The organism is Algoriphagus locisalis (genome assembly GCF_900116615.1).
Taxonomy (GTDB): domain Bacteria; phylum Bacteroidota; class Bacteroidia; order Cytophagales; family Cyclobacteriaceae; genus Algoriphagus; species Algoriphagus locisalis.
The window spans coordinates 361,300-375,681 of sequence record NZ_FPBF01000004.1 but is presented as its reverse complement, the minus strand read 5'-3'; the positions used below and the strand labels follow the sequence as shown (position 1 = coordinate 375,681).

13 protein-coding genes are annotated in these 14,382 nt (G+C 40.6%); 6 read left to right on the top strand and 7 right to left on the bottom strand.

Annotated features, from left to right (window positions below):
* Positions 1-58 precede the first annotated feature (58 nt).
* From rimK to BM386_RS13835, 6 genes are all read left to right on the top strand, one after another.
* On the top strand, positions 59-964 hold the full coding sequence (rimK, locus tag BM386_RS13860; RefSeq protein WP_091695355.1) for a 30S ribosomal protein S6--L-glutamate ligase: 906 nt from the start codon (positions 59-61) through the stop codon (positions 962-964).
* Entirely contained in the window at positions 961-1,890 is a 930-nt protein-coding gene (hemC, locus tag BM386_RS13855; protein WP_091695352.1) for a hydroxymethylbilane synthase, read from the top strand. Before rimK ends, hemC begins: the two co-directional genes overlap by 4 nt.
* Positions 1,887-2,732, top strand: coding sequence for a peptidylprolyl isomerase (locus BM386_RS13850; RefSeq protein ID WP_091695350.1), 846 nt, complete (start codon positions 1,887-1,889; stop codon positions 2,730-2,732). Before hemC ends, BM386_RS13850 begins: the two co-directional genes overlap by 4 nt.
* The gene (locus BM386_RS13845; RefSeq protein WP_091695347.1) at positions 2,722-3,639 is read left to right on the top strand and encodes an SDR family oxidoreductase; all 918 of its coding nucleotides are present in this window, start codon (positions 2,722-2,724) and stop codon (positions 3,637-3,639) included. Before BM386_RS13850 ends, BM386_RS13845 begins: the two co-directional genes overlap by 11 nt.
* Positions 3,640-3,679: 40 nt before the next feature.
* Complete coding sequence (locus BM386_RS13840; protein WP_091695344.1) at positions 3,680-5,065, top strand: sodium-dependent transporter; 1,386 nt, start codon at positions 3,680-3,682, stop codon at positions 5,063-5,065.
* Between the two features lie 311 nt (positions 5,066-5,376).
* Positions 5,377-5,964 carry a porin family protein gene (locus BM386_RS13835; RefSeq protein ID WP_091695341.1) on the top strand — a complete coding sequence of 196 codons (588 nt, stop codon included), beginning with the start codon at positions 5,377-5,379 and terminating at the stop codon, positions 5,962-5,964.
* A 210-nt stretch (positions 5,965-6,174) separates the two neighbouring features.
* Here the strand turns inward: BM386_RS13835 and BM386_RS13830 are convergent, their stop codons facing one another.
* From BM386_RS13830 to BM386_RS13800, 7 genes are read right to left on the bottom strand one after another with little or no spacing between them, the layout of a single operon-like run.
* A complete protein-coding gene (locus BM386_RS13830; protein WP_091695339.1) occupies positions 6,175-7,359 on the bottom strand; it encodes a hypothetical protein in 1,185 nt (394 codons plus the stop codon).
* A complete protein-coding gene (locus BM386_RS13825) occupies positions 7,356-8,534 on the bottom strand; it encodes a hypothetical protein (RefSeq protein ID WP_091695336.1) in 1,179 nt (392 codons plus the stop codon). The genes BM386_RS13830 and BM386_RS13825 overlap by 4 nt, the downstream gene beginning before the upstream one ends.
* A complete protein-coding gene (locus BM386_RS13820; protein WP_091695334.1) occupies positions 8,531-9,670 on the bottom strand; it encodes a hypothetical protein in 1,140 nt (379 codons plus the stop codon). The genes BM386_RS13825 and BM386_RS13820 overlap by 4 nt, the downstream gene beginning before the upstream one ends.
* A complete protein-coding gene (locus BM386_RS13815; RefSeq protein WP_091695332.1) occupies positions 9,667-10,803 on the bottom strand; it encodes a hypothetical protein in 1,137 nt (378 codons plus the stop codon). The genes BM386_RS13820 and BM386_RS13815 overlap by 4 nt, the downstream gene beginning before the upstream one ends.
* Entirely contained in the window at positions 10,800-11,939 is a 1,140-nt protein-coding gene (locus BM386_RS13810; protein WP_091695329.1) for a hypothetical protein, read from the bottom strand. The genes BM386_RS13815 and BM386_RS13810 overlap by 4 nt, the downstream gene beginning before the upstream one ends.
* The gene (locus BM386_RS13805; protein WP_091695326.1) at positions 11,936-13,075 is read right to left on the bottom strand and encodes a hypothetical protein; all 1,140 of its coding nucleotides are present in this window, start codon (positions 13,073-13,075) and stop codon (positions 11,936-11,938) included. Before BM386_RS13805 ends, BM386_RS13810 begins: the two co-directional genes overlap by 4 nt.
* The gene (locus BM386_RS13800; RefSeq protein ID WP_091695323.1) at positions 13,072-14,262 is read right to left on the bottom strand and encodes a hypothetical protein; all 1,191 of its coding nucleotides are present in this window, start codon (positions 14,260-14,262) and stop codon (positions 13,072-13,074) included. Before BM386_RS13800 ends, BM386_RS13805 begins: the two co-directional genes overlap by 4 nt.
* Positions 14,263-14,382 lie beyond the last annotated feature (120 nt).

Genomic DNA, 14,382 nt, shown 5'->3' with positions numbered 1-14,382 from the left:
CTATCCTGATCTACATTACGAGTCTTAATTAGGACTCACACCTTCTAAAAATTTTCTCATGAAGATTGCAATCCTTTCCAGGAATCCGAGTCTGTATTCTACCAAGAGGCTGTTTGAAGCAATTCAGAAAGCTGGACATGAAGCAATAATAGTAAATCACAGTATTTGTGACTTGATTATTGAGCAAGATGGTCCTTCTATAATCTATAAGGGTGAAAAACTGACAGATGTGGATGCCATTATTCCAAGAGTAGGGGCATCTGTTACTTTTTATGGAACAGCCGTGGTTCGTCAGTTTGAGTTGATGGGTGCTTTTTCAGCTGTTCACTCTCAGGCAATAGTGAGAAGTAGAGACAAACTGAGAAGTTTGCAAATCTTGTCGAGTGCTGGATTAGGGATGCCAAAAACTGCTTTCACAAATTTCTCAAAAGGAGGAGAGAAGCAAATAATCGAGCACGTAGGTGGTGCGCCGTTGATCATCAAATTATTGGAGGGAACACAAGGTTTGGGTGTTGTTTTGGCAGAGACCAGAAAAGCAAGCCAGTCAGTGATTGAAGCATTTCACGGATTAAAAGCAAGAATTATTGTGCAGGAATTCATCAAAGAAGCCAAAGGAGCTGATATCCGTGCATTTATTGTGAATGGAAAAGTGGTGGGCGCGATGAAGCGTCAAGGTGCTGAGGGAGAATTTAGATCTAATCTCCACCGCGGAGGCAAGGCTACGATTATTAAGTTGAGCCGAGCTGAGAAAGCAGCAGCTTTGGGTGCAGCAAAAGCACTTGGATTGGATGTGGCTGGCGTAGATATGCTTCAGTCAGCCAGAGGACCGTTGATTTTGGAAGTGAACAGTTCTCCGGGATTAGAAGGAATTGAGAAAGCAACCGGGATAGATATCGCAGGAGCAATCATCAAATTTATAGAAGAGGGAGTGAATAAGCGCCCGATGAAAATTTCGAGTCAATGAGTGAGTTAGTAAAAATCGGTACGCGTGGGAGCAAATTAGCGCTTTGGCAAGCCTACCATGTGGAGGAACTTCTGAAAAAAGCAGGACTTCAAACTGAGATCGTAATTATTGACACCAAGGGAGACCAGATTCTTGATGTTTCCATCGCTAAGATTGGAAGCAAAGGTGTTTTTACTCAGGAATTGGAGGACCAACTACTGGATGGACGAATCGATATTGCTGTTCATAGTGCAAAGGATATGCAATCTAATTTGCCTGAAGGCTTTGAAATTATTGCGTTTACCGAGCGTGAAAAAGAAAACGATGTACTTGTCTCTCATGACAAATCAGTTTCTCTAAAGAAGGAAGTCGTATTAGGAACTTCATCAACTCGCCGGGTTTCTACATTAAAACATTTTTACCCACATGTAAAAACTGTGGAGGTACGTGGGAATCTTCAAACCCGAATTCGCAAGATGGAAGAAGGGCTTTGTGATGCCTTATTACTTGCTTACGCAGGTGCACATCGCATGGAGTACGACCATATGATCGTGGCAGAGTTGGATTTGAATGAATTCACTCCAGCAGTTGGCCAAGGTTCTGTCGCCATCGAAGTATCTAAAAAATTAGATTCTGAGCTGAAGGCAAAAATAGCGGATGCTTGTAATCATCAGGAAACATCCTTGAGACTTCGTGCCGAGCGAGCTTATCTGAGAGTTCTAGAAGGAGGCTGTAGCATACCTGTTTTTGCGCTAGCAAGTCTTAATGAAGGCCAACTCACCTTGAAAGGTGGGATTGTCAGTCTTGATGGCAATGAGCGCATTTCAATTGTAGTGGAAGGCGATTTCCGAGAGCCTGAAAAGCTTGGCCAAGAGCTAGCAAAAGAGGTTTTTGCCGCAGGCGGAAAAGTCATATTGGATCAAATTAAACAAACATTGAATAAATGAGATTTCTAAGAACCTTACTTGTTCTCTTCCTTTGCGCCAGCTCATTTGCCTGCGCTGCGGACAAAGATTATGTCATCACGATATCAACAAGTCATGGAGATATAGTGGCTGTTCTCTTCGACGATACACCCGAGCATAAATCAAATTTCATCAAACTGGCGGAAGCGGGAAGATTTGATTCTACCGAGTTTCAGCGGGTAATGAAGAATTTCATGATTCAGGGAGGCGATGTTTTTACCAAAGAAAACCTGCCGCCACAGGAATGGCCAACTTTACCTGCTGAGATCAGACCGCACTATTACCACAAAAAAGGTATGATCGCTGCAGCGCGTCAGCCGGATGGTATTAATCCTGAAAGAAGGTCAAATGGCTCCCAGTTTTACATCACTATCGGTAAAGTCTATGATGAGCTTGAGCTCACGACTGACATGCAGGAGCTTCAAAAATCACTTATGAAGTACATGGAATTGGGAAGTCAGGCAGATTTGAAAAATGAATACATTCGTCTCTATAACGAGCAGAAGTTTGACAGTTTGACAAATTTGATTCTTTCCAAAAGAGACGAGTTGGAGAAGTCACTCAATGTGAAATTGACCAAAGACTTTACGCCAGAGCAAATTGAGGCTTACACTACCGTAGGTGGAGTTCCACATCTGGACAAAGAATACACTGTTTTTGGAGAAGTGATCCAAGGATTGGAAGTGGCAGAAGAGATTTCAAATACTTCCACAAACACGAGAGATAGACCAATCGAGCCAGTATTTATGACCGTGAAAGTTGAGAGAATGTCCAAAAAGAAAATTGAAAAAGAATATAACTACAGCTATCCGGATGACAAGTAAGAAGAAAGTATTTATCACTGGAGCCAATGGATTACTTGGACAAAAGCTCGTTTCTCAATTGGTGGAAAAAGGAGAGTTTCAGGTTATCGCTAGTGGCAAAGGCGAATGCAGGTTGCCAGGTGAAGGATTCGAATACGTTTCGGTTGATATTACAGATGCAGCTGGCGTGGAAAAAGCGCTGGGAGACATCAAACCGGATATCATCATCCATGGTGCTGCTATGACTCATGTGGATCAATGCGAATTAAATCAGGAAGCCTGTTACGATGCCAATGTGAATGCCACACGCTATTTAATTAAGGCTGCCGAGGTAGCAAATGCTCATTTTATTTTCGTATCAACGGATTTTATTTTCTCAGGAGAAGAAGGTCCGCTAGATGAAAATGCAGAGGCTGCTCCGGTAAATTATTATGGAGAGACTAAGCTGAAAGGAGAGCAACTAGTCATGGCATCTAAGACCAAATGGTCAATTGCGAGGACGGTATTGGTTTTTGGGATAGCCCACGATTTAAGCCGAACAAATATTGTGCTTTGGGTGAAATCTTCGCTTGAAGCTGGCAAGGAAATTCAGGTTGTTGATGATCAGTTTCGCACTCCTACGCTTGCAGAAGACTTGGCTGCAGGCTGTATTTTGATTGCAGAGCAAGAAGCGGAGGGAGTGTTTAATATTTCTGGACCAGATTTTTTGACTCCTTATGACATGGCAAATATCACCGCAGATTTCTTTGGTTTGAACAAAGAGTTGATCAAGCGAGCAGATTCAACCACCTTTACCCAACCTGCCAAAAGACCACTAAAAACTGGTTTTATTATCAAAAAAGCCCGTGAAGAGCTGGGTTTCGAACCGAAAACTTTCCAAGAGGCAATTGGTATTTTGGCAAAACAAATTAACTTAGCCCGCTCTTAAAATGCAGTTTATTCACCCTAATTTAACTTTAAAATAATTTATGGCAGCTATCAAAGAAACCGAAGAAAGAGGCGAATTTGGTTCTAGTTTAGGATTCATAATGGCCGCAGCCGGTTCTGCCGTAGGTCTTGGGAATATTTGGAGATTCCCCTATTTAGTAGGTGAAAATGGGGGAGGAGCCTTTGTATTTGTCTATATAATCTGCGTGCTATTTATAGCGCTACCACTACTTTTTAATGAAATAGCCTTAGGTAGAAAGTCAGGTAAAAACCCAATCGGAGCTATCCGGGACACTGGGGGAAATAAGTTTTGGCAGCTTGCAGGCGTACTCTGTGTATTAGTCTGTTTCTTTGTATTTAGTTACTATTCTGTTATTGCAGGCTGGACTGTGGGGTATATTATCACTGAAATAATCAATATTCCGGTAGATTTTGCTGAGTTTGTGGAGACACCGATGTACGTGATTCCACTGACATTCCTGTTTATTTTGGCTACGATATTAATTGTATTGGGTGGTGTGTCTGGAGGTATAGAGAAAGCATCTAAATTCTTGATGCCGGTTCTATTTATCATCATCATTTTCATTGCGGGCAGAGCGGTGACACTAGAAGGTGCAGGTGCTGGTATTGAGTATTATTTGAAGCCAGATTTTAGTAAAATAAACCCAGCTGTTATACTTCAGGCGCTAGGTCAAGCATTCTTTTCCATGTCTGTAGGATGGGGTTTGATGATTACATTTGGATCGTATTTGCCTAAAAAATCTAATATTATACAATCTGCAGGCTGGATAGCAGGTATGGATACTTCGGTTGCTTTGCTAGGTGGATTGATGGTGTTTCCAGCCTTATTTGCACTTCTTCCAGGCAAGGATCCTGCGGCAGGACCTGCGTTGGTTTTTGATGTGTTGCCAAAAGTATTTGATGCCATGCCAGGCGGTCAAGTTGTAGGTGCATTATTCTTCATTCTCTTGATGGTTGCGGCTTTGACATCGACCATTTCTATGCTCGAAGTGCCGGTTTCTTATATGATCGATGACAGAAAGTGGGGGAGGAAAAAAGCGACTTGGACTATTGGTTTGGCGGCGATGGCTCTTTCTGTTCCTTCGGCGTTGTCTCAGATTCCTGGTACATTCTTTAATTCACTTCACATCAATTTCTTTGGCAACCCGCTACAAGGGTTCTTCGGCATCATGGATTTTGTCTTCGGAACTTTTGCTGTGATTGTGATTTGTTTGATGCTGGCACTTTATACAGGCTGGGCGTCGAAAATCTCGGATTATGCAGACGAGCTTAAATTGGGAGCACCAAATTTCAAGGGGCCTTTCAGAATAGGCTGGATGTTCTTTGTGAAGTGGATTTGTCCCATCGTTATAATCCTACTTATTCTTAATTTGGTTGGTGTGTTTGGCACTGCCCAATCAGCCTAAGAGTCATTATAAATCTATTTGAAAAGGAAGTCTTCGGGCTTCTTTTTTTGTTTATTGACTTTCTGTTTCCTGATTTTTCCCGCTGATTGTCGCAGAAAAAGTCGCAGATGTTAGCTGATTTTGATCGTTCGATTAATAACTTTAGGTGCTATTTCTTCGACTTTGCTCACAGAAACTGATTGCTGAAGGCGGAATGCTTTATACATTAACCTCTTTACCTATGTGCTAACTTTTTTCAGTTGGCAAGAGAATTGCTAATTTTTCTTAAATTCTTTCGTTAGTAAGCTTACTAAACCAATAACTATAAAACTATGAAAAAATTAATCCTTTCTCTGGCTTTGATGGCATTTGCGCTGACGGGCTATTCGCAGGGCTTTTCCTTCGGCCCTAAAGTAGGTCTTAGCCAAACTAAATTAGACCTGAAATCTGATGACTTCAAAAACGGGGATTCCAAATTTGGCTACCATGTAGGACTTTTTGCAAGAATAGGACTTGGGCCTCTTTATCTCCAGCCTGAGATTTTGTATGCTCAGACTAAAGGTGAATTTTCGTTCAACGATGGAACGGGGGAAGAAATGTACGAGTCCAATTTCAATAGATTGGACATTCCCGTTATGGTTGGTTTAAAATTCTTTAAACTTTTGAGGGTTCAAGCTGGGCCTATAGCCAGTATTAATATGGATTCCCAATTGAAAGATGCCGCAGATATGGTTCAAAATGCGGATTACAAAAATGCTACAATAGGTTATCAAGCAGGATTAGGTGTTGATATCGGGAATTTAATCGTAGATGCTAAATATGAGAGTTCTCTAGGGAATATTTCAGGAACTATAGCAGGGTTTGAAACTGACCAGCGTGTGAATCAGTGGATTCTTTCGGTTGGTTTTAAATTGTTTTAAGCTTACTTTTTATCCCTAAAAATCCCGATTGATTTCTCTCAATCGGGATTTTTTAATATGTATATCCGCTTTTCTGCCAGTAAGGAGACTAAAGAATATAGCTTATGTTAAACTTTAGCATTGAGGCCACTTCGGTCATCGGTCTTCTGACCGGGTGAGCAAAGAAATATTGGTTACTGGCATCATTCCGTATATCCATGTTTTTTTATGTCATTTCTCAACCAGTCGTGTCTTGTAAATTACAGAGTAGTCGTTCTCTGCAGCTGAGAAGTTAAGCGAAAACCAGATTTCATCTTTTGAGACATACTTGGATAAATTGCCCAAAATCTCAGGTTTAGCGATGAGTTCACTGAGTTGGGTTCCATCAAAAAGAACTAAGCCCATCGTATTGAATTTACTGCCTTCTTCAAATATTTTGTTGGGATCTCCTCCAGCACTTGCGCTGGCTTCGGAATAGTCTTCATCGGATAAACCTTCTACGTAGTCAACTAAAAACATATTCTCCTCGATTGCTATAATGCTATTTACTGTTCCTAGGAAAAAATCCCTAAAATCAAATGAACCATCTTGAAGGTTCTCTTTTGGCTCCTTTTCTACGAATGAAGTAAAAGGAATTGTCCTTACAGAACTAGGTGTACTCGCCGAGTCTAGCTGCTCGAAGGCATATCCATAGATTTTTGGCTCATTTCTGAAGTTGATGAACAGTGAGTCTTCAGTTGCACTTAGGTTTAAATAGAAATTTAGCACTGGGTACGACTTCTCCGTGCTGCTAAATTTGGAAGCTTTCGGGAAGGGGATTAATGGAGAATACGATCCTGTTTCCAAATCCAGTTCTTCGAGCTGTTTGGAGTTTTGTTGGAATTCTATTCCTTGCCGACCGTATTTATCAAAGTTTCTACCTGTGAGATTGGTGTAAAATTTATTATCATGGATCACACTATTGTTGGAGTTTCCAATGATCAGATTTACAGAGGTAGTAAAGTCAGGATTGTAGTTTTTCAATAGCTCACCCTCGAAGTTGTACTTGTAAACGCCTCGCTGGGTAGGTATCAGAAACTCCGATTCACCTATAAATTTAGCGAATCCGGTTCGGCTTCCTGCATAGTTATTTGGGCCTTCTCCTTTCAGCAAGTATTGATGAAGGATTTCTCCCTCAGAATTGGTGACGAAAAGGCTGTCGGTATTGGTGTCAGTGAGCAAAAAAGTGCTTCCATCGGGACTGATGTCCATAAGCATGAGATTACCTAAGTAATCCACCACGAGCGAATCATAGATTTCAAAGGCTAAAGTCTGCTCCGAAAGAGGAGTGGAGGATTTGGCTTCTTCTTTTTCACCAGAGCAGGCTAGTGCAGTGAATGCAAAAATGAGAAGAGATAAATAGGCTAGATTTTTCATTTGGTTACTATTCTTGTTTTGTAAATTACTGAGTAGTCATTTTCAATGTGTTCAAAGTTAGGGGTGAACCAGATTTCCTCTTCAGAGATGAATTTGAAAGTGAAGCCTAGAGACTCTGGTTTTTGGATCACTTTGGAGACAGATTTCCCATCAAATAAGACCTGTCCGAATGTGTTTATTTTTTTAAGAATTCGTCTGAACTCCTCAGGGTCAGAGCTTTGCAAAGGAATAATTTCTTCGTATTCCTGATCCGTCAGCCCTCTATTATAAGTGAGTAAAAATCGTTGATTTTCTGTCGGAGAAAGATTCTGAATCGCTCCTAAATAGATGTCTTTCATGTCGTAGGTACCGTAGTGATCTTCGTCTTTAGGAGCTTTTTGGATAAATTCCTCAAAAGGGATAGGGTAGACTGAAGATGGGGTTGTTAAGTCAGAAAATGAATATCCGTAAATAACCGGTTCATTGCGAAAGGCGACGTACAGCGTGTCAGTACTTGATGCGATTACGGTGTGATAATTTACAATCAAAAAGGTTTTCTCGCCTGTTTTGAATTTGGAAGATTCAGGAAATGGGATGGCAGGGCTAAATAGACCACTTTCTATATCCAAAAATTCGACTTGATGGGTAGCCAATTGGAATTCTTTTCCATCCACACCAAATTCATCAGAGAGCCGACCTTGCCATGGATAGAAGACTTGATCGTCACGGATTACCGAATTATTGATAAACTGAGTAATGAGAGAAATGGAGGGGGCATATTCAGGTAGAAATGAGCGAGTAGGTTCACCTGAAAGTGAATACAGATAAAGCCCCCGTTGTGCAGGTACTATAATCTCTTGGGTATTCAAGAAGCTGGGTAGACTGAGTCGAGAGCTTTTATAGAAACCTGGTCCATCACCAAGTCTTTTGAATTTACTAAGAATGGTTCCTTCGCCGTCTGTGACAAAGAGCGTATCGGTTTGCTGGTCAATAAGTAGGAAAGATTTACCATCTTCAGTGATGTCTGCTAAGAACAGGTTCCCGAGGTAATCCACCACAAGCGAATCATAGATAATAAATTCAAAGTTTTGCTCCGAAAGAGGAGTGGAGGATTTGGCTTCTTCTTTTTCTGCTGAGCAGGCTAGTGTAGTGAATGCAAAAAGTAGAAGGAGGAGTAGGGGGCTTAGGCTCTTCATTTCCGAACGAGTTTTAGTTTGTAATACGTGACGAAATCTGGTTCTTCTTCAAGGGCATAGATATTTTGTGCTGCCCAGAGGTTCCCCTCGGAGTCAATTCTGGAGAGGTTAAATTTCTTGTTCATTTCCTGAGGAGTTGAATGATTGCCGGAGTCATCCATGACAATCCACTTCATTGGATTAAGGCGGGTAAATTCTTTGCTCAAAGTTTCCTTGTCCAGAGTTCTATCAGGCATGTTATTTAGTTTGATCCCCGACTGGTAAATAAATAGATGGAGATCGCCAACTTTGAAATAGGAATGAATCATGCCCTCACGGTCAGTAGGAGTTTCGTAATCAGGCTTACCTGCCATAGGAAAGCCTTTATTCATTATGAATATATCAAAGGGTATTCGTGTCGCTGAGAATTCTTCTGGATGATCCAGTGAATATGAGTAAAGTAAGGTGTCCCTTTTGTGGATAAATGAAACCTGGTTTTCGCGTACTTGGTAAATAGGAGCAATAAATCTAAATGCCTCACCTGAAAGAAAACGACTCTGAGGGTGAAAAGGAACCACAGGAGTAAATGTGCCACTGTCCAAATCGATAAGGTCAAAGGTGTTGTATTCCTGATAATATTCCGGCTGGTTAGAGGGTTTTTCGGTCTGCGCCCCACCCGTAAATGCCAATAGTTTGTGTTTGCCCCCTTTTATGACAGGCTGCAAATGATCAAAGCCAAGGTAGAACATTCCGGATGGGGAATATGGCATTTTAAAGCCACGCTGAAAATTGAACTCAAGATCATAGATACCAAATCGTGGCATTCCCATCATGATGATCTGGTCTCCGAGAAAAGTGCCAGATCCTGTATGACTGCCTACTGCCGTGGGTGAATCTCCAGGTTCATCGAAAGTGCTGATTAATTCTCCTGATTTATTGGTAAGAAATAGTCGGTTGTCATCTTCAGATGAAAATAAGAATAGCTGTTTTTCTTCGTGTATGTCTAATAAAATAAGCGAGCCTAAATGATCCACTTGAATCGAATCGGAGATTACAAATTCATACTCGGGAAGCGTATCTATAGCTGCAGTTTTATCTGATGAACAGGAATAAAAAGTAATGCAAAGCACTGTGATAAAAAGTGAAGTTAATTTCATTTCTCTACCAATTGGAGTTTGTAAAATGTCATGTAATCCTGCTCTTCGCCTATGTATTCATCGTTTCTAAGGGCGTAGAAAGGTTTGTCTACTGATTCTATATTGAGTATTAACTTCACTTTTGAGGGGATAATCATTTCATTTGACCAGCCGAAACCATATTGATAGATTTTGAGGTAGTCATTTCGGAATTCTGGATAACGATGAAAATTTTCTCTCTCCTTCAAATTATTATTGACAAAGGTGTTACCATCGATCCCGCCTTGGTAGGCAATGACAATGTGGTTTTGATCTGAGTAAATGCCATTTATTCTTGCCTCATGCATTTGCATTGATTGGGAGTACGTTACTTCGGATTTTTGTCCAGGAATTAGTTTGAAATCAGTAGGTGAAAATCCCATACTTCGCACCCATTGAATACTATCTCCCATGGCATATATATGAACTTGGGCTTCATTTGAAAAAGTCAGGTAAAGACTGTCGTTTTCTATAGTGAAATTGATAGATGGACGGTTGAAGAAATTGTTAGTGCTGTATTGGGAAGTGGGTGGAGTTCGTACAGCAGCTTTGGCTGTGTTGGTGGCAAGATCGTAAAGTTCCAACAATGGATAATCTCTGTAGAAATGGTCAATGTATGGGCTAATCCCTTCACGTCCGGGATACCAAAGCAGTAACTTGTTATTCCAAGCTGCTATATTTCTGCGGTTGTACGCTCCTCCTCTTGCCTCTCCCATAAACGGCATTTCCAAGGTGCCGATTGGCTCTAAATTGCTGTCAAACTTATAAATGTTATAGAAGGAAGATGTCCCAAATATTACATTTTCATGCATTAATAAAGTCTCTAATGACTTCACATTTCCTGGACCTTCCTTAGTGTATTCCTTTTTTGCCAATATTTTACCGGTAGTATCAAACTTTACCAAGGTTGTACTCATAATGTCTTTAATAATTCCTACTCCGTCATTAAAAATGCCTTCTCGGACATCTGCCAAATAATCCACCTGAATAGAATCAACGATCTGCAATTCCCATTCATTTGAGGTTGTTGTTTGTTTTTCCGATTCACTTTTCGGAGAAGAGCAGGCGCTAGCTAAGATGATAATGAAAGTGATAAGGGCATAGTTTCTTTTCATTTCTGTACTAATTGGAGTTTGTAAAAAGTTAAGTAATCCTGTTCCTCGCCTATGTATTCATCGTTTCGTAGAGCGTAGAATGGTTTTGCGAGAGATTCTATATTCATGATTTGATCAATAGTATTTGGAATTACTATTTCATTTGACCAGATGGAATCTGTATTCATGAATTTTAAAATATGCCGTTGAAATTCACCGTACTTAGGAAAGTTTTCCGGGTTTTTTAAGTCATTTTGAATGAAAATATCCTCGCTAATTCCTTCAGTATAAGTGACAAAAATGCCATCAGGACGGGGGTAAAATCCTGAGATTCGTCCATCTAACATGCGATACCTAGAGATGTATTCATAAGCCTTAGAATGCTCTCCATTGTCAAAGAAAACCGATGGTGAAAAAGTGAAAGTTCTGATATATTCGAATCCCTTTGCCATATCATAGCTATGAATTAAAGGTTCATTGTTTAATACCAGGTATAGTTTATCAGCCACTATACCGAACCTCAAATGGGATCTTTCATAAAATTTGTCAGATGAATATCTTGAGGTAGGGGGTAATTTTACAATAGGTTCTGCTTCAGCTGTGGTGAGATTTAGCTTTTCTAAAAGGAAATTGTCCCTGAAGAAAAATGGATCATATTGATCTGCTCCGTCCCTTCCTGGGTACCATGAGATTATATGGCCATTCCATGGTTCAAAATTCCTCCCAAACGACATACCGTCATTTGAGATTGCCAGGAATGGCATATCTATTTGTCTTTTAAGTGTGAGATCAGGATTGAATTCATAAAGCCAGCTTAGGAAACTCATACCATAAAGTTTTCCTCGTTCATCATAACGTAGTGTAGTAGGATAAACAACTGCGCCAGGGCCTTCCTTTGGGTAGGATTGCTGATTTAAAATCTTCCCGGTTTCATCAAATTCGATCAAACTATTCGTCTTGAAGTCAAAAACCACCCCTTTGCCATTTCGGAATTCTCCTCCATCTACACTTCCCAAATAATCCACCTGAATAGAATCAACGATCTGCAATTCCCATTCATTTGAGGTTTTTGTTTGTTTTTCCGATTCACTTTTCGGAGACGAGCAGGCGCTAGCTAAGATTACAATGCAAGTGAAAAGGGTGTAGTTTCTTTTCATTTCTGTACCAATTGAAGCTTATAAAAAGTGAGGTATTCCTGTTCTTCTCCTACGTACTCATCATCTCGGAGCGCGAAAAACGGTTCCGTAGGATTCTCTATAGCGTAGATTTGTTTAACTTTTTTAGGAATCGGAACCTCATTGGACCAGCCTTTTTCAGCGTCATAAACTTTGAAATAAGATTGGTTTAGTTCTGCCAGTCTAGGAAAATCATCGGGGAACGTGAAGTTCTGCGAGCCGAAAACATCCTCTGAAATCCCTTCCGAATAGTGAACTACTATGTGATTTTGACCTGCAAATACTCCGAAAATATTTCCTTCGACCAATTTTTCGTAGCTATATCTTTCGTATTTGTCTTTCAACTCAGGAGCTTCAATGAATCTCGTCGGGTTAAGGTCTAGGGTCTCCATGTGCTTCCCGGAATCAAGTAAGTTAAACCTGTGGATTTTGGGTTCATTGTTGAAGTAGAGTAAAAGGTCATTTTCAACTATCGTAAATGAAATGGAAGGTCTTTCGTATAGTAAGCCGGTGCTGAATTTTGAAGTTTCAGGAGTTCGGATCAGCGGGCTACTTTCTCCCGTAGAAGGGTTAAGCTTTTCAAGTAGGAAATATTCCTCTAGGTAGTTTTCAGTAAAAGGGCCTACCTCATCTCTTCCCGTATAGTAAAGAATTATGTTATCCTGCCAGAATTCAAAAGATTTCGCATCCATCAGTCCCCCAAAGGATTGGGATGCAAATGGCATTTCGATTTTTCTTTTCACAGATAGATCTTCGTTCAACTCGAAATAAGGGCCATCGTGGCCTCCTATGTAGGGATTGCTAGAAGGATCAATTTTTACAGTGGAGATAAAAGAAATTGAATTTGGGCCGTCCTTTGGGAATGCTCGGGTGCTGAGCACATTACCTTCATAATCGATTTTGACTAAAGTGTTGGCCTTGTAGTCATAGATTAAACCCAGCCCATCCCTAAAGTCCCCGGTGGATACGTTGCCCAAATAATCCACCTGAATGGAGTCTAAAACCTGCAGTTCCCATTCAGCTGAAGGCTGTGATGATTCCTTTTCAGATTTTTCTGATGAGGAGCATGCATATAAACTCAATGCCAAAAGTGCGAGTAAGATGTGTCTGTAAATCATTTTTCTGTCAATTTCATTTTATAAACTCTTAAAAAATCTTCTTCAACTTCAGGGTCTGGTGTTCTCTGAAAATAAAGAGACTCTTTATCTGCCATAAAACCTTCTTTGTTGATGCCTGCAGGGAAATCAAGAGTTCCCAAATACGAGTAGTCCTTCTCGTCAAATACCATTATTCCAGGCTTAGCTTTGGCTTGCGCCTTGCTGTATAGAGCTTCACCTTCTTCTTCCTGGCCAGCGTTCCAAAGGCCCATTGCTTCTTCCATAATTTTCGGGTCTATACCCGGATAGTAGTGTACCAGTATCCTCCCGCTTTGAACAATAATATTTCTAATCGCAGCTGTACCGCCATTGATCGTCACACTTCCAGGGGAGAATTCAGACCTAGGCAGGCCTTCCACTTCATAGAAATCCGGTATGTCTAGATGAATTGCTGTGTCTAGTTTTGCCTCTTTCGCCGAAAAATCATAAATGTAAAGTCTGGGATCTGAGCCGTGCGAAAGGTATAATTTCCCGCTGCTCACATCATAAGCAGGCGCGTAGTCGCTTTGGACATAGCCCATGCCATCAAGGAATTTGCTTTCAGGCTCAAATGACCCAAAATCCTGCATTTCCCCGGTTTCTAAATTAACCAGCTCTACGGCTTTGTATGTATCGTAAAATTTCTGTTCGCCAGGATAAGTGTCGCGACTACGAAAGGACTTAGTTAAGAGGTGTTCTTTGCCTTCAATTGAAATTATCTTGGCCGTCAAACCCGGAAATGACATAGAGCCTGCGCTCCCCATAGTTTCCGCATGATCAATCTTTTTGATCAAATTTCCGGCTAGGTCATAAATGAATATGCCCTTCAAGCCGATGAGGATCACACGATCCTCCCCCCAGAGAATCGGTAATTCTAATTTAAAACCATAGGCATCGGGAGTGTCTTCCTTTTTGGAAAATTGATTTTGTACATCACCTTGGGTATTTGTGATGATAGTCTCACTTGAAGGAAAATCGTAAAAGGAGACAAGCGTACCCGTATTGTTAACCGAAGCCATTATTGGATCGCCAAGGATAGTTAAGTCTAGCGAGTCAACCAAATCGAAAGAGAGTTCGATGGGAGTTGTTTCTGTTATGGTTTCTTTATTTTCGCAGGAGAAAATCCCAAATGAAAGAAGCAGGATTAAGTTTAAAAGTTTTTTGTGCATACGAATAATAAGTGTTTGAGGAATAGAAGAATAAGATAGTGGTAAAACTTTTTACACCAAAAAAAACTCAGCCAGAATGACTGAGTTTAACATTAATAATTCCTTTTATCCAGAAGATGC